This window comes from Burkholderia sp. HAN2018 (assembly GCF_024704855.1).
GTDB classification, from domain to species: Bacteria; Pseudomonadota; Gammaproteobacteria; order Burkholderiales; family Burkholderiaceae; genus Burkholderia; species Burkholderia cepacia.
This window is the reverse complement of record NZ_QOBB01000062.1, coordinates 17,492-33,541: the sequence shown is the minus strand read 5'-3', so window position 1 is coordinate 33,541 and position 16,050 is coordinate 17,492. Positions and strand designations below refer to the sequence as shown.

General features: G+C 67.0%; 17 protein-coding genes and 1 pseudogene. 11 read left to right on the top strand and 7 right to left on the bottom strand.

Annotation, left to right across the window (positions count from 1 at the left end; genetic code table 11):
- The 4 genes and pseudogenes from DPV74_RS17840 to DPV74_RS17825 all read left to right on the top strand — a co-directional run.
- Positions 1-780: LysR substrate-binding domain-containing protein (locus tag DPV74_RS17840; RefSeq protein WP_240439993.1), on the top strand; the 780-nt coding region annotated here is incomplete at its 5' end.
- Between the two features lie 188 nt (positions 781-968).
- Positions 969-1,637 (top strand): hypothetical protein, encoded by a 669-nt coding sequence (locus DPV74_RS17835; protein ID WP_027792169.1) that lies wholly within the window; start codon positions 969-971, stop codon positions 1,635-1,637.
- Positions 1,638-1,749: 112 nt separating this feature from the next.
- A complete protein-coding gene (locus DPV74_RS17830) occupies positions 1,750-2,205 on the top strand; it encodes a sodium:proline symporter (RefSeq protein WP_119337664.1) in 456 nt (151 codons plus the stop codon).
- Positions 2,206-2,436: 231 nt separating this feature from the next.
- Positions 2,437-2,947, top strand: a pseudogene (locus DPV74_RS17825) (hypothetical protein).
- 58 nt (positions 2,948-3,005) lie between these two features.
- Here DPV74_RS17825 and DPV74_RS17820 read toward each other — a convergent pair.
- From DPV74_RS17820 to DPV74_RS17795, 6 genes are all read right to left on the bottom strand, one after another.
- On the bottom strand, positions 3,006-4,169 hold the full coding sequence (locus DPV74_RS17820; protein ID WP_205571919.1) for an acyltransferase: 1,164 nt from the start codon (positions 4,167-4,169) through the stop codon (positions 3,006-3,008).
- Positions 4,170-4,323: 154 nt separating this feature from the next.
- Complete coding sequence (locus DPV74_RS17815) at positions 4,324-4,968, bottom strand: glutathione S-transferase family protein (RefSeq protein ID WP_059491831.1); 645 nt, start codon at positions 4,966-4,968, stop codon at positions 4,324-4,326.
- 116 nt (positions 4,969-5,084) lie between these two features.
- On the bottom strand, positions 5,085-6,257 hold the full coding sequence (locus DPV74_RS17810) for a porin (protein WP_119337662.1): 1,173 nt from the start codon (positions 6,255-6,257) through the stop codon (positions 5,085-5,087).
- A gap of 242 nt (positions 6,258-6,499) precedes the next feature.
- On the bottom strand, positions 6,500-7,012 hold the full coding sequence (locus DPV74_RS17805; protein ID WP_060085843.1) for a DUF4262 domain-containing protein: 513 nt from the start codon (positions 7,010-7,012) through the stop codon (positions 6,500-6,502).
- A 125-nt stretch (positions 7,013-7,137) separates the two neighbouring features.
- Complete coding sequence (locus tag DPV74_RS17800) at positions 7,138-8,991, bottom strand: ABC transporter ATP-binding protein (RefSeq protein WP_119337661.1); 1,854 nt, start codon at positions 8,989-8,991, stop codon at positions 7,138-7,140.
- Between the two features lie 96 nt (positions 8,992-9,087).
- On the bottom strand, positions 9,088-10,107 hold the full coding sequence (locus DPV74_RS17795) for a S9 family peptidase (protein WP_119337660.1): 1,020 nt from the start codon (positions 10,105-10,107) through the stop codon (positions 9,088-9,090).
- Positions 10,108-10,255: 148 nt separating this feature from the next.
- On the opposite strand from DPV74_RS17795, the gene DPV74_RS17790 reads away from it, so the two are divergent.
- The 7 genes from DPV74_RS17790 to DPV74_RS17760 all read left to right on the top strand — a co-directional run bounded on the left by DPV74_RS17790 (position 10,256) and on the right by DPV74_RS17760 (position 15,365).
- Positions 10,256-10,852, top strand: a complete 597-nt coding sequence (locus tag DPV74_RS17790; protein WP_119337659.1) for a TetR/AcrR family transcriptional regulator — start codon at positions 10,256-10,258, stop codon at positions 10,850-10,852.
- A gap of 177 nt (positions 10,853-11,029) precedes the next feature.
- Entirely contained in the window at positions 11,030-11,596 is a 567-nt protein-coding gene (locus DPV74_RS17785; RefSeq protein WP_027792159.1) for a TetR/AcrR family transcriptional regulator, read from the top strand.
- A gap of 224 nt (positions 11,597-11,820) precedes the next feature.
- Complete coding sequence (locus DPV74_RS17780; protein WP_059678157.1) at positions 11,821-12,246, top strand: organic hydroperoxide resistance protein; 426 nt, start codon at positions 11,821-11,823, stop codon at positions 12,244-12,246.
- A 57-nt stretch (positions 12,247-12,303) separates the two neighbouring features.
- Positions 12,304-13,338, top strand: coding sequence for an alpha/beta hydrolase (locus DPV74_RS17775; RefSeq protein ID WP_048028847.1), 1,035 nt, complete (start codon positions 12,304-12,306; stop codon positions 13,336-13,338).
- Positions 13,339-13,726: 388 nt separating this feature from the next.
- Positions 13,727-14,098: a CidA/LrgA family protein gene (locus tag DPV74_RS17770; RefSeq protein WP_027792156.1), complete on the top strand. Its 372-nt coding sequence runs from the start codon at positions 13,727-13,729 to the stop codon at positions 14,096-14,098.
- Positions 14,095-14,829 (top strand): LrgB family protein, encoded by a 735-nt coding sequence (locus tag DPV74_RS17765; protein WP_119337658.1) that lies wholly within the window; start codon positions 14,095-14,097, stop codon positions 14,827-14,829. The genes DPV74_RS17770 and DPV74_RS17765 overlap by 4 nt, the downstream gene beginning before the upstream one ends.
- A gap of 230 nt (positions 14,830-15,059) precedes the next feature.
- On the top strand, positions 15,060-15,365 hold the full coding sequence (locus DPV74_RS17760; RefSeq protein WP_027792154.1) for a hypothetical protein: 306 nt from the start codon (positions 15,060-15,062) through the stop codon (positions 15,363-15,365).
- An 81-nt stretch (positions 15,366-15,446) separates the two neighbouring features.
- Here the strand turns inward: DPV74_RS17760 and wrbA are convergent, their stop codons facing one another.
- Complete coding sequence (wrbA, locus tag DPV74_RS17755; protein WP_027792153.1) at positions 15,447-16,049, bottom strand: NAD(P)H:quinone oxidoreductase; 603 nt, start codon at positions 16,047-16,049, stop codon at positions 15,447-15,449.
- Position 16,050 lies beyond the last annotated feature (1 nt).

Sequence of the window (16,050 nt, the reverse complement as noted above, 5' to 3'; positions counted from 1 at the left end):
CGGGTGGCCGCCGTTGAAAACTGGCTCGGCCTGAAGTTGTTCGAACGTCATGCGCGCGGCGTGCGCCTGACGCCGGACGGGCAGCGCTTCGTCGGCCGGATCGAACAGGCGTTCGCGATCATCGACAGTGCGGCCGATCAGTGGCGTTCGCCGCGTGCGCCGCGACTGGTCAGGATGAGCGTGGTGCCGGCATTCGCGCAGCTGTGGCTGTTCGAGCGGCAGCATGCGCTCGAGAGCGAGGCGCCCGCGTTGCAGATCGAACTCGGCATCGATCTTCGCAACGTGGATATCGCCGGCGGCGAAGCGGACCTGTCGGTCCGGTACGGGCGCGGCAACTGGCGCCAGCTCGAAACCCGTGCGTTCATGCCGGAGCGGCTCTATCCGGTCGCGCATCCGCGGCTCGCCGCGCAACTGGCTGCGGAGCGCCGCCGGCGCGGCGATGCCGCGTTGCTCGACATGCCGTTGCTGCACGATTCCGATGTGACCGGCTGGCGCACGTGGTTCGATGCTTTGGGCGTGCCGTTCAAGCCGCGCGCGCAGGATCGCCGGTTCGAGGATTACAACCTCGTGCTGGCCGCGGCCGAGGCTGGGCTCGGCGTGGCGCTGGCGCGCGTACCGCTCGCCGATGCCTATCTCAAGCGCAGCGAACTCGTGCGCGTGAGCCGCCGCGAGGTCGATTCGGTGCTCCGGTATTACTTCGTGCACGCGAAGGGGGAGAATCGGCCGGAGGTGCTGGCGTTGATGGAGCGGATGCGGGCGGCGGTGGCGGCAGGCAACTGAGCGAAATGGAAATGGTCGTGGCGACCCGCCACGGCGGGCCGGCTGGTGCGAAGGACGCGGTGTGCGATTCGAGGCACTAGGCCGGCGGCGCCGGATCGACGACAATGCGTCCGCGAAAAACGATGAGGTGGAGAGATGAACGAAAATCGAAAATGTATGCATCCGTGCGGGTGCAAGCGAGGTCAACAATGAACAGGCCGGACAAATCGTCGAAAGCGCGTGCAGCGCTCGACCAGCTGTTTTCGGGCATGGCGCCCACGGACGAGACGCGCGCGTCGCGTCCCGGCAACCCGTTCGAAGCGAACGCAAACGAGGCATCCGCCGGCACGGGCGTGCGCGGCGGGATCGAAGTCACGCTGTCGACCCGGATTCAGCTGCGCGGTTATCCGAATGCGGACGCATTCATGAAGCGCATGGCCGAAGCGTGGGGGCTGGATTGGGGGATGTACGACAGCGTCAAGGCCATCGCGACGCTGCCCGCCGGATGGCGAGCGCGCCGGCTTCCGGAAGTCACGCAGATCGTCGACGGGCACGACGTGCTGCGCGCGGAGAGCAGCCTGCAGGGCGGCGAGATGTCGTACCTGAAAGTGCATCCGCGGTACTACATCGACGCACGCAAGGGGTTCGGCTGGGGCAAGTCGTCGAAGGCGTCCGACGATCCGGATCTCGACGGCCCCGACTGGAACTGCTTCGTGGTCGATCGCGAGAAGTCCGTCGAAGTGCATGAATTGACGACCTCGTCGCTGAAAGCCGACATGGACAACGCACGGGCGACGTTGCTGAAATGGCTGGACGAAAACTATCCGAAGCATCGCGATCCGTTCGCTTACTGGACGGATTGCGAACGGGCATCGTGATGTGGCGTGGCTGCCCGGTTCGGCATCGCGGGCACATGCTGCCCGACCGGCGCCGGAGCGGGGGCGGCACACGCTGCTTCGATTCCTCGGCCGGTTGCACCGGGGGCGCCAATTGAAACGCGCCAGTGTCGTCCCGATTCTCTGGGCGGCGTTCGCCGCGGCGGTCGGCTCGACCGTCGTCGAACTGCTGCTCTGGCCGATCGCCGGCGATGATGCGATCGGGAACCTGCTGCGCGACGCACGCCTCACGGCCGCCATCGTGATGGGGCGACGCGTGGTCGACGCGTCCGCCGGCTTCGATCCGCTGGTCATGGCGGTGGCGACCCTCGTGCATATGGTCCTGTCGCTGGTCTATGCGGCCGTGCTGGCGAAAACGATCCGCACCCTGTCGCTCGCGGCCGCGCTACTCGCAGGCGGCGCGTTCGGCCTCATCCTGTACGGCGTCAACCTGTACGCCTTCACAGCGATCTTCCCGTGGTTCATTCCGGTTCGTGGTGCGATCACGCTGGTGGCCCATCTGGTATTCGGGATCAGCGCGGCGGCGGCCTACCGCTTCGCGAGGCGCTAGGCCGGCGCTAGCCGCCAGCCGCGGCATCGACTGTCGAAGGTTCCCGCGTTGATCAATCGCACCAGACCCCTGGAATAAGCAGGCGCGCCGCATCGTTTAGCCGGCAGGAGACCCTGTACGTAGCGGCGGCGCGTTACCGCCGCGTGGTGAATCGTGCGTGAGCGATTCGATGTGTCGGGCACCGCCAACGGTGCCCGCGATCTAGCGGTCGGGGGCAATCAGGAGCCGATCATGGGCAACTTGTTTCGAGCCGGGATAGGTATCGTCTGTCTCGGCTGTTCCGCGGAGGTCTTCGCGCAAACGTACGACGATCTGGCGGGCGACACGGCCAACTGCCGTGCAGTCGTCGCGCGAGCGAGCATCGACGGCACGGACCAGCAAATCGTCGGGCGTGCGTGCCTGCAGGACGACGGCACATGGCAGTTCGTGCAGAGTCCCGATGGTAGTGTTTTATGGTATCCGGCGGTGGACTACCCGTATGCCGACCTGGGGGTACTGGGGGCCGCCGCTTTTCATCGGCGCGGGCGTGGGCTTCGTCTTCATCGATCGTTTCCACCACTTCCACCATTTCCACCATTTCGATCCGGTCGTTCACGTCAACGGGATGGAACATCGCCGCTTCGGCGTGCCGATCGGTGCCGGTTTTCACCATGGCGCGTTCCCGGTCGGCGCGCATCGCGAATTCGGCGGAATGCATGGGTTCGGCGGCATGGGCGGAGCGGGGGGCATGCGGCGACATTAGGCTCGCATTTCCGGCTCGATCGTGCGCCTTCTTCCAGCTGCGTCAGGCATGGGGGCGCTTACAGGATCGACGCGAGTCTCGGCACCCGGAGCAGGAGGCCGGCAATCAGGTAGCACGTGACGCAAGCGACACCGCCGGTCACGGCGAATTTCAGGAACGGCGACACCGGCACGGTTCGCCATACGAGGGCGATACCCACCAGCACCGGGGGATGGATGATGTAGATCGTGTACGCGCGCCGGGACAGCGACTGCCATGCGCCCGTCAGTCGATCGAAGCGCCGCTGGAAACGGCTGGCAAGAAACAGGCTCGTTCCCCACGCGACCAGCGGCTCCCAGAATGCGTAGATCACCTCCTGCGGGTGGCCGCGCAATGCAGGAACGTGCTTGGCGAGCAGGTAAGCGACCGGCAGGACAGGGAGTGCCAGCAGTGCGATGCGCCACCACAGTCTGACCTGCCGTGCCGGCAGATGCTCGATCCAGTGCACGCGCGCGGTCCGGTACCCGGCTGCGTACAACACGACGTAGCTCGCGAAGTAGCCGAGCTGTAGCCCCCATACGTTGATACCTACCGGCCATCGGGACCGCAACGCCAGTGCCGCGATACCCGTGAGCAACGCCGCGGCGGCCAACGTCCTGTCGGACGGAAAGGGGGTGCGGGCGGGGCGGTTCGTATCGTGCGCCACGGTGCGCCGGAAGGCGACGTGCCAGAGTGCTGCAGCTGCGCTGAACATCAGCAGCGCCTCGGCGAACCACATCGGGCCGTTCTCGAACGTGCCTTTCCGCCACAGGCGACCCAGCGTATCCGCGAACGGGTGGCCTCCGCCCGATTGCGCCAGGGCGATCGTTGCCGGGCCGATCACGAAGCCGTACACCAGCAGAGGCAGGCCGAGCCTGATGAACCGGTCGGCGAGGAAACGGGCGGCGCCCTTTCGATCGATGGATGGCGACGTGTAATAGCCGGCCAGGAAAAAGAACAGGCCCATGAAAAAGGCCTGGTTGATCGCGCAGAAGAGCGTCAGCAGCGCGGATTCCACGGACGGGCCGGCAGCCACCTCATGGTAGTACCACCCGCCGAGCGCGCCGTACGTGATCGCGCAGTGGTGAAAGACCACCAGCAACGTCAGGCACGCGCGCAACGCGTCGAGGCCGGCGTTTCGATGGACGGCTGCCGCCGTGTCCTGCTGAAAAGCGAAGTCGACCGGGACGTCCTGAGCGCTCATCACGTTGCCTGCGTGGTTGGTCAGCGATGACCCGCCTGGCGACGATCCTGGTCGCGACGACGCATGCGAATCCGGCGGGCGTACAGGTCGGCACCCTACACCGTTGTTCTTACAACCATCCAACAAGCCGTTCCGCCGTTGGCGCGGCGCCTGCTCAGTCGAGCTTGCCGCGCAGGTCGTCGAACGGAATCATCACGTGCGTGCGATACGCGGGCCGCGCTTTCAGCCGTTCGTACCACGCTTGCACGTGCGGCAGGTCCGGCCGGGCGATGTCGAGCTCGAAATAGCGATACAGATGCGTGCCGGCCGCGATGTCGGCGAGCGTGAGCGTGTCGCCCGCGAGAAACGGTTGCCCGGCCAGCACCGCATCGAGCGTCCGGAAGTATTGCGCGCACTGCGCGATGCTTTGCTCGACGCGCGCCGTGTCGCGCTGCTCGGGCGGCGTCCGGTAGAAGCCCCGGAACACGCCGTTCAGGAACGTCGGCTGCAGCGTGGTTTGCGACCAGTCCATCCAGCGGTCGGCGCGCGACTGTTCGGCCGGATCGTCGTGCCAGAAACCGGGGCGCCCGTAACGCGCGGCGAGGTAGCGCAGGATGCTGTGCGATTCCCAGACGACCGTGCCGCCGTCGTCGATCACGGGCACGCGCCCGTGCGGGTTCATCGCGAGAAAACCGGGCGTGTCGAGCACGCCGAACTGCCCGCCGGCCGGCACGTGCCGATGCTCAAGCGCGAGCTCGTCGACGAGCCACATCACCTTCTGGACGTTGAATGCATTGCGGCGCCCCCATACGGTCAGCATGCCGGCCTCCTTGTGTCGTGCGGAACATGAACGCGGACAGTGTAAACGCCGCAGGCGCGCACCGCGGTGCGCGCCTGCCGGCTGTCGTCCGTCGCTGTCGCCTGGCGGCGACGCGATCAGAACTTGTGGCGAATCCCGACGATCGCGAGTTCCTGCGTATCGGTGCCGGAGTTCACGCCGTACGAGCCGACCGACGCGGCGGCCTTCACGACCGCGCCGTTCGCGTTGAGCGTGTTGCCGCTCGCCTTCTGGTAGCCGAACAGCGCATACAGGTCGGTGCGCTTCGACAGCGCGTAATCCGCGCCGAGGTTGACCTGGTTGTAGTGCGCGGAAGACGGGCCCGTCAGCGACGTGTAGTTGTAGCCGACACCCGTGCGCAGCGCCGGCGAGAACTGCCAGTTGAAGAACGCGGAGCCGTTGTTGAACTTCGCGTTCTGGCTGAACGCCGACAGCGTGTCCGCGCCGTACTGCGTATTCGAATACGCGAGGCCGAAGGTGGCGGGCCCGGCCACGTACTGGCCGGCCACACGCACGATCTGGATCGACTTCGCGCTCGAGAAGCCCTGGTTGATCACGGTGTTGAACAGCGTGTCCGAGCTGCTCGACCACGTGCGCACGCCGTTCGCGACCGAGGAGCCGCCGTTCGCGTAGAAGAAGCCGGCGCCGAGCGACAGCGGGCCGTTCGCGTAGCTTGCGCCGAAGCTGTACGTGCGGCCGCTGCCGGTGGCGCCCGCGACGCCGCCGAAGCCGTACAGGCCCTCGAACTGGAAGCCCGAGATCAGCGGGCTCGTGTATTTCACCGAGTTGCTGACGCGCAGGCTGTTGTCGTAGTTGTCGAGGTCGCCCGGCGTCGCGAACACGCCGCCGAAGTAGTTGTCCTGCGTGAGGCCCTGTACGAGGTCGACGACCGGATCGTACTGGCGGCCGAGCGTGACGGTACCGTACGTGCTGCTTGCGAGGCCGACGACGGCCTTGCGGCCGAATTCGCGTCCGCCCTGGCCGAGTGCACCCGTGCCGATGTTGAAGCCGTTCTCGAGCTGGAACAGCGCGGCCAGGCCGCCGCCGAGATCCTCGGTGCCGCGCAGCCCCCAGCGGCTGCCCGACAGGTTGCCGCTGCTGAACTTGACGAGGCTCGACGCATTGCTGCCGTTCGCGTTCTGCGCGTTGTGGACATAGGCGATGCCCGCATCGGCGATGCCGTACAGCGTGACGCTGCTTTGCGCGTGGGCGCCGGCGGCGAAGAGCGCGGCCGGCAGCGCGAGCAGTGCGAATGAACGGACTGGTTTCATTGTTGGATTCCCCGTTGGTCGATTGGTCTGACGAGTCGGTGAACGATACGGACAGCGCATCGTCGAGGGAACCAATAAATTGTCGGATCGTTATGAGGCGGCGCGGAGATGGATGCGCGCGCAACCGGCCGGCGGGCGGTGCATGGGGACGTTATGCGTCATACGCTGGATGAACGATGCGCACATGTGCATCGCGACGTCGGCTGCAGGGCGTTCACTGTGCGCGCGATCCTGCGCGCGGGTCAGTGGTGTTGGTTGCCGGCTCCGAACAGGCGCGGCTGCGCGGCGTTCAATGCGTCGTCCGCTTCCGGCTGCCACGGGAAAACCCCGTCGCGGTCGGGCCACAGCAACTGGACGCACGGGAACGCATCGTTGCCGTAGAACCAGCGGTTCCAGCCGAGATGGGCTTCGTAGTGCGCCTTCTCGACCGGCATCAGCAGCGCGTTCGCGTTGCCGAAGACGGAATCCGTGACCTCGCCGACCGGCGGCGGTGTGCCGGCTGCGACCATCCGGTAGACGTCCCACAGCACGTCATGGACGATGCGCGCCGGCATCGAGAACACGATGAGTTCCGGAAAACCGTGGTTGACCCACAGCCCGGTCGTGAAAGAAAACCCGGGTGCGTCCCCTTCCGCAAACACTTCCGTGCGAAACCACCCGTGCTGACGAATCCGCTGCACGAATCGCTGCTCGTCTTCCTCGAGCACCGAATCGGGCGCGTCGAGCGCGGTGGCGATATCCGGTCGCGTGGTCATGCGGGGCTCCTTGGATCTGCGTCGGGCGACGGGAAGCCGGGGGGGCGGCATCCCGCCGGCGGGAATGCGACCGTGGCCGAACCGGCCGGCGATCGCCGTGCGCCATGTTGCCACAGCGGTCCCGCCTACTGCTCCGCCTTCTCCACCTCCGCCGTTTCGCCGAGGAACCCGCCGCTCTGGTGCGCCCACAGCGCCGCATAGATGCCGCCCGCCTGCAGCAGTTGCTGGTGCGTGCCTTCCTCGACGATGCGCCCTTCGTCGAGCACGATCAGCCGGTCCATCGCCGCGATGGTCGACAGCCGGTGCGCGATCGCGATCACCGTCTTGCCGCTCATCAGGCCGTCGAGGCTGCGCTGGATCGCGACTTCGACCTCGGAATCGAGCGCGCTGGTCGCTTCGTCGAGCACGAGGATCGGCGCGTCCTTGAGCATCACGCGCGCGATCGCGACGCGCTGCCGCTGGCCGCCCGACAGTTTCACGCCGCGTTCGCCCACCTCGACGTCGTAGCCGCTGCGGCCGTGGCGGTCGCGCAGCCGGTCGATGAATTCGGACGCTTCCGCGCGCACGGCGGCATCGTGCATCTCGCGCTCGGTGGCGTCGGGGCGCCCGTACAGGATGTTCTCGCGCATCGTCCGGTGCAGCAGCGACGTATCCTGCGTGACCATCCCGATCGCGCTGCGCAGGCTGTCCTGCGTGACGTGCGCGATGTCCTGCCCGTCGATCCGGATCGTGCCGCCGCCCACGTCGTAGAAGCGCAGCAGCAGGTTCACGAGCGTCGACTTGCCGGCACCCGAGCGGCCGATCAGGCCGATCCGCTCGCCGGGCCGGATCGTCAGGTTCAACCCGTCGAACACGGCACGGTCGTTGTCCTCGTGCGCGAACTGCACGTTGTCGAACACGATCCCGCCGCGCTGCACCGCGAGCGGCTTCGCATCGGGCGCGTCGACCACGCTGCGCACCTTCGTCAGCGTATTGATGCCGTCCTGGATCGTGCCGACGTTCTCGAACAGCTCGGTCATCTCCCACATGATCCAGTGCGAATAACTCGACAGGCGCAGCGCCATCGCGATCACCGCCGCGACGACGCCCGCGCTCGCCTCGCCGTGCATCCATAGATACAGCGCGAGGCCGGTCGAGCCGACCAGCAGCAGCGTCGACAGCAGGTGATTGACGATCTCGAACGCGCTGACGAGGCGCATCTGCGCGTCGCCGGTCGCCTTGAACGCTTCCATCGCGCGCCGCGCGTGGTCGGCTTCCCGCCGCGTGTGCGAGAACAGTTTCACGGTCGTGATGTTCGAATACGCGTCGGTGATGCGGCCCGTCATCAGCGCGCGCGCATCGGCCTGGCGGCTGCCGACGGCGCCCAGGCGCGGCACGAAGAACGCACATGCCGCGCCGTAGCCGAGCGCCCACAGCGCGAGCGGGATCATCAGCCGCCAGTCGAAGCTGGCCGCGAGCGCGAGGATGCCGATCAGGTACGCGGCGACGCCGATCACGACGTCGACCGACATGAACAGCGCATCGCGCACCGCGAGCGCGGTCTGCATGATCTTGGTCGTCACGCGGCCCGCGAATTCGTTCGCGTAGAACGACAGGCTCTGGTCGAGCATCAGCCGGTGAAACAACCAGCGCAGCCGCATCGGGAAGTTGATCGCGAGCACCTGGTGCTTGACCATCGTATGCAGCGCGATCAGCAATGCGCTGCCGGCGAGGATTGCCGCGAAAGCGGTGAGCGTGCCGAAGTGCCGGCTGCCGAAATCCGCCGGCGTCGCGGACGCGAGCCAGTCGACCACGCGGCCCATCATCGCGAACAGCGCGGCTTCGTACGCGGCCAGCGCGGCCGACGTCAACGCGATCAGCAGGATCCAGCTGCGCGCGCCTTTCGTGCACGCCCAGACGAACGAGAAGAATCCCCTCGGCGGCGTGACGGGATCTTCGAGCGGGAAAGTCGGCAGGCGCCGTTCAAACCACGAAAACATTGAAACCTCTCCTTGATGCGGCCACGCCTGCCGGCGCGGCCGTATTGCCTGTTTCAGGTGCGGCGCCTTCGCGGCGCCGCGGTACTGCACACATGTTCACTGCGACCGGATCCACGCCTCGATCGGGGCGAGCGTGTCGGGCGCATACGCATGGCGGCCGAGCGCCATGTACAGCCATGTCTTCCACGTCGGCCAGTCGGACTCGAGCTGGTAGTCGAACCAGCCGGCGCGCAGCAACCCATGCGTCGCACCGGGCACGACCACCACGCGCCGGTCGGGCCGGTCCGCGAAGGCATGCGTGTAGGCAGTCGCCTCGTCGACCGGATCGACATTGCGATCCTGCGCGCCCCACACGGCCAGCACGGGCCCCTGCATCGTCGCGAGCGCCTGCGACGAATCCTCCAGGTAGTTGCGTGCGATGAAGCCGAAGCGGCGCGGCTCGATGTCGGGGCGCCGGCGCGGATCGGCCGGTACGTCCGTCCGGCCGAAGAGTTCGTCGTTGTCGCGTCGCTCGGCGGCCAGTGTCGCATCGATTCGATCCGGCTGCAGGCCCGTTGCCTGGAGCTGCTGCCGCGTCAGGTTGGTGCCTTGCCGCCGCCAGCTGACGGCGCCGCCGACGATCACCGAGAACGCCGGCCGCACCGCATTCGCGACGCGCGGCACGACCCAGCCGCCTTGCGAGAAGCCGAGCAGGCCGATCTTGTGCGCGGGGCCGACGACGGCGCGCACGCGCGCCATCGCGGCGAGCGTTTCGTTCGCACGATCCTGCATCGATTGCGCGAGCCAGTCGCCACCGCTGCGGCCGGTGCCCTGCTTGTCCCATGCGAACACGCCGATGCCGGCGTCGAGGAGGCTGTTGACGAGCGGCAGCATCGCGTCGTCGGAGAAGCGGGTGCGCGGACCGTCACCGTGCACGAGCAGTACGATCGGCGCGCCGGGCGCATGGACCGGCAGCGCGAGCGTGCCGACGAGGCCGGCGCCGTTGGTGTGGAAAGTGAGCGTCGACACGTTCGCGCCCTTCAGCTCGAAGTCGGCGAGGCCGCGCAGCACGAGCGCACCGGCCGCGACGAGCACGAACAGGACGAGCGCGATGCCGGCGATGACGATTCGTTTCAAGAGGCCCTCGGTGCCGTGGTGTGAGCGGATGCCGCAGGCGGCATGTGCGTGGGCACGCTGTCTTGACGCCTGCAGGACGTCGCCACGATAATAGATCGATTAATCAGTCTAATAAAGAGTCGAGTCATCGTCGAGTACGGAGTGCCTGTTGAGAAAGATCGATCCTGAAAGAGTGGAAGCGAAGCGGCGCCAGATCCTGGATGCCGCGATCGACTGTTTTGCGCGCGACGGCTTCCATGCGACGTCCACGGCCGCGATCTGCAAGGCGGCCGGCATGAGCCCCGGCAACCTGTTCCACTATTTCCCGACGAAGGCGGCGATCATCGAGGCAGTCGCGCAGGACGACCAGCGCGAGATGGCCGAACTGTTCGCGCGGTACGCGGACGCCGACGACGCGCTGGCCGCGATCGAGGAGATTGCACTGACGTTGATGGAACTGTCGAGCGATCCCGTCTATGCGCGCATCTGCGTCGAGACCGCGGCGGAGGCGACGCGCAATCCGGACGTCGCCGCGCTGTTCGCGGCGAACGAGGCGCAGGTGAAAGGGCGGATGGTCGTGCTGATCAAGCGCGGTGTGGCGCAAGGGAAGATCGACGCAAGCCTGAAGCCCGATCTTGTCGCGACGTGGCTGCTCGCGCTCGCGGAAGGCGCGGTCGGGCGCGTGGTGTTCGAGCCGGGGTTCAAGCCGCGCGCGCATCGGGCGATGTTGCGGACGATCATTCAGCGGATGTTGAAGCCGCAGTAAGGATTGCGGATCCGGTTTGACGCCCGCCCGGTTCGGGCGCAATGCACCGCACCGAACCGGATGCGGGCATCCCGCGGCCATTGGCCGGCGAGCGCGGACAAGGCGTTCGGTGCGCTACGCATTGCGCCCTTAAAAAAGTTCTTGACTGTCTATCTATGAGTAGATAAAGTTCGCTCCATGGAAACGAAACCGACCGTCCGCGAACAGATTCTCGACCATGCGACCACGCTGATGATGCTGCGCGGTTACAACGGCTTCAGCTATCGAGACCTGTCCGACCTGGTGGGCGTGAAGACGTCGAGCATCCACTACTACTTCCCGTCGAAGGACGACCTCGTGCTGGAAGCGGTGGCGGCGTATAGCGACGAAGTCCTCTCGGCCATGCGGGCGATCGATCCGGCGTTGCCGGCCGACGTGAAGCTGAGCCTGTACACGAAGATGTTCGGCCGGACGCTCGGCGACGGCAACCTGATCTGCCTGTGCGGGATGCTCGCGGCCGACATCGAAACGTTGCCGGAGAATGTGCGGCAGGCGGTGCAGGCGTTCTTCAAGGCCAACGAAAGCTGGCTGGCGGAATTGTTGAAGCAGGGCGCGCGGGAAGGCACGCTGCAGTTCAGCGGCGAGCCCGAGACGGCCGCGCGCACGTTGTACGCGGCGTTCCAGGGCAGTGTGCTGGCCAGCCGGCTGTTTCACACGCGGGCGCGCCTCGAAGATGTCGAGGCCGTCTGGAAAAAGCGGTCCTGACGGAGCGCGCATGCAGTGAGGCGGTTCGCCGCCTTTTTATTGAATCTCCTTGTCTATCTATAGGTAGATAGAGTTCTGGCGCAGATGGCTCGATCATCTGCATTTTTTGGGGATGTTTATCTATCTACGAGTAGATAAACAAGCGCGATGCGGGCAGCAAGGCTGTCGGCACGCGGTCCCCGGTTCGAAGGCTGTTTCATTCATTTGCTGAAAAGGAGTCTGTCATGTCGATCGAAAAAGTGCTGTACCGCGCCCATGCAAAAGCCACCGGCGGCCGTGACGGCCGTGCCACGGTGCCCGAGAGCAACCTCGACCTGAAACTGACCACGCCGCGCGAGCTCGGCGGCGCGGGCGGCGCAGGCGCGAACCCCGAGCAACTGTTCGCCGCCGGCTACAGCGCGTGCTTCATCGGCGCGATGAAGTTCGTCGCGGCCCGCGACAAGATCGCGATGCCCGCGGACGCTTCCATCGAAGGCAGCGTCGGCATCGGCGCGATCCCGAACGGCTTCGGCATTGAAGTCGAGCTGACGATCTCGCTGCCGGGCCTCGATCGCGACATCGCGCAAACGCTGATCGACCGCGCGCACGTCGTGTGCCCGTATTCGAACGCGACGCGCGGCAACATCGACGTCACGCTCACGCTTGCCTGATCGGTCGCACTGCGAATCATCCATCGTCATTTACGCCTGAAGCCAAGGAACACCATCATGAAAATCGTCAAGCCGCTGCTGATCGCTGCCGCCGTCGCCGCTGTACTGTCCGCCTCGACCACGGCATTCGCCGCCGGTGCCGATACCGTCCGCCCCGATACGACGACGAGCGCTTTCCTCGCCGCGCTGAACGGCCAGAAGGGCCCGGGCCTCGAAACGCTGAGCCCCGCGAAGGCGCGCCAGGTGCTGGTCGACGCGCAGAACGGCACGAAGGTCGATCTGTCCGGGATCGACGTGTCGAACCGCACGATCGAACAGGACGGCCTGTCCGTGCCGGTCACGATCGTCCGCCCGCAAGGCGCGACGGGCACGCTCCCGGTGTTCGTGTTCATCCACGGCGGCGGCTGGGTGCTCGGCGATTTTCCGACGCATGAACGCCTCGTTCGCGATCTCGTCGTGCAATCGGGGGCCGTCGCGGTATTCGTGAACTACACGCCGTCGCCGGAAGCGCATTACCCGGTCGCGATCAACCAGGCGTATGCGGCGACGAAGTGGGTGGCCGCGCACGGCGCGGAGATCGGCGTCGACGGCAGCCGCCTCGCGGTGGTCGGCAATAGCGTCGGCGGGAACATGGCGGCCGTGGTGGCGCTGATGGCGAAGGACAAGGGTGGCCCCGCGATCCGCTTCCAGGGGCTGATGTGGCCGGTCACGGACCACAACTTCAACACGGGTTCGTACAACGCGTATCAGCAAGGGCACTTCCTGACGCGGCCGATGATGAAGTGGTTCTGGGATGCCTATACGAAGAACGAAGCGCAACGCAACGAGATCTACGCGTCGCCGCTGCGCGCAAGCACCGCGCAGTTGAAGGGCCTGCCGCCCGCGCTGATCCAGGTCGCGCAGTTCGACGTGCTGCGTGACGAGGGCGAAGCGTACGGCCGCAAGCTCGACGCGGCCGGCGTCGATGCGACGACCACGCGCTACGACGGCACGATCCATGATTTCGGTTTGCTGAACGCGCTGGCCGGCGACGCGCCGACGAAGGCCGCGACGAAGGCGATGGCGAATGAACTCGCGACGCGACTGAAGTAAGCGACGGGTTCGCACTCGCGCTGCCCGTGAGGCGGGGCAGCGTAAGTGCATATGACGACGAGGCGGGCGCATGCCCGCCTTTGTTGCGTGCGGCGCGTGAACCGGGCGAATGTGCGGGCCTGCAACCCGCACGCCCCGATCGCCCGCGATTTTTCGTCCCGGTTCGGCAGCACGAGCTCCGTCGCGAATCGCGCCGCATCGTCGGCTTCGCGTGGGGCTTCACGGCGTGCCCGCGGCCACCCGCATCGTTGGCCCCGGCGCCCGCTAGGCCCCGCGCCGCAGGCATTGTTGGTACGATCGCGCGTATCGTCCACGCCGGCGCCGCAAGCCGCCGGCCATCGGTCGCGCGGCCGTACGACAGCGCGGCCCCGTTCGGGAGAAGCGTTTCATGCTGCAGGCGTTCGCGGTCTTGCTGACCTTCCAGTGTCTCGGGGAGGGCGTGTCCTACCTGTTCGGCCTGCCGGTGCCGGGCCCCGTGATCGGCATGCTGCTGCTGTTCGGCTTCGTGATGCTGCGCCCGCAGGTGGCCGACACGATCGAGCCGACCGCGCTCGAGCTGTTGCGCCACCTGTCGCTGCTGTTCGTGCCGGCCGGCGTCGGCATCATGGTGTCGGCCGACCGCGTGCGCGGCGATGCGCTCGCGGTCGTCGTCGCGCTGGCCGTCAGTACCACGCTCGCGATCGCCGTGACGGCGCTCGTCACGCGTGCACTGCTGCGGCGCCAGCGGCGCGCGGGCGATGCGGTGGAGGGCACGCAATGACGGCCTTCCCGAAACTCGGCGCGATCTGGGTCTATCTCGCCGCGAGCCCGCTGCTGGGCCTGACCATCACGCTGATCGCGTATCTGTTCGCGCAGGCCGTCTATGCGCGGGCGCGCTTCAACCCGCTCGCAAACCCGGTGCTGATCGCGGTTGCGCTGATCGTCGTGCTGCTGACGATCACGCACACGCCGTACCCGACGTATTTCGAAGGCGCGCAGTTCGTCCACTTCCTGCTCGGCCCCGCGACCGTCGCGCTCGCGCTGCCGCTGTATCGCCAGTGGTCGAAGCTGCGCCGCGCCGCGGTGCCGCTGCTGGTCGGCCTGCTCGCGGGCTCGCTGACCGCGATCGTGTCGGCGGTGGGCATCGCGGCGCTGTTCGGGGCGTCGCACCAGACGATCGCGTCGCTCGCACCAAAATCGGCGACGACGCCGATCGCGATGGCCGTCGCGGCTGAAATCGGCGGGATTCCGTCGCTCACCGCGGTGCTCGTGATCTCGACCGGGATCTTCGGGGCCGTGTGCGCGCGCGGGATCCTCAACGCCCTGCGCGTCGACGAACCGGCCGTGCGCGGGTTCGCGCTCGGCGTCGCGTCGCACGGGATCGGCACCGCGCGCGCGTTCCAGGTCAGCGAGGAGGCCGGCGCGTTCGCCGGGCTCGGGATGGGATTGAACGGCGTGCTCACCGCCTTCGTCGTGCCGGTCCTGCTGCCGGTGCTGTCGCGCTGGGCCTGAGCGCCGGCCGGTCCAGGCCGGGCTATCGGTTTCCCTGATGGCGCGGGCGACGCGCCGGAACGACGGCGTACGCGGTGCCCACGTATCGTTGCCGTTATCGGGAGAATTCAGGAACGCACAAGGACAAGTACATACTGTTCGGCTAACGTTGCATCGGCGCCGTTGTCGCAAGCGGTCTTGTGCGCGCCGGTGTTCTATCCACAATCAACAATCGACAAGGAGGTCCGGCCATGAAGAAGTCTCGCGTGGTTTCGGTGGCAGTGGCAGTAACGGCGTCGTTCGGTCTGCTGTTGGCAGCCGCGCCGGCGGCATATGCGCAGGATCCGGCGTCCGCGCCGACGCAGAAGCAGATCGACAAGGCGCAGAAGAAGGCGGCCCGCAAGGCCGCCCGGGCGCGTCACGCGTCGGACCTGAAGGCGATCGGCACGGGCAGCGGCTACCGGCTGACCAACGACCAGAGCAACTACCCGCAGAACGCCGCGCAGAAGGCGCCTGCGACGAAGGCGGCGCCCGCCGCTCCGGCGTCGGGCCAGTAACGGCCGGGCTTGGGCACAGCGCACACGGCGCCGGGTCGACCGGCGCCGTGTGCGCGTGTGCGGGGCCGCGAAGGCGGCCTGTTACGACGCGAGCTTGCTGGCGAGTTCCGCGACGTGCTTGCCTTGATAGCGCGCGATGTCGAGCTCGTTCGCGCTCGGCTGGCGGCTGCCGTCCGCGCCCGCGAGCGTGGTGGCGCCGTACGGCGTGCCGCCGGTGATTTCGTTCATGTTGACGAGGCCGCTGCACGCATACGGCACGCCCACGATCACCATCCCGTGGTGCAGGAGCGTCGTGTGGAACGACGTGATCGTCGTTTCCTGGCCGCCGTGCTGCGTGCCGGTCGACGCGAACACGCTGCCGATCTTGCCGACGAGCGCGCCCTTCATCCACAGGCCGCCGGTCTGGTCGAGGAACGTGCGCATCTGGCCGGCCATGTTGCCGAAGCGGGTCGGCGTGCCGAAGATGATCGCATCGTAGCCGGGGAGTTCGTCCACGGTCGCGACCGGCGCAGCCTGGTCGACCTTCACGCCGATCGCCCGGGCCTGGTCGACGGGAATCGTTTCCGGCACGCGCTTGAGCGTGACCTCGACGCCGGGCACCGACTTCGCGCCTTCCGCGATGTGCTGCGCCATCGTTTCGACGTGCCCGTAGGACGAGTAATAAAGAACGAGTACCTTGGCCATG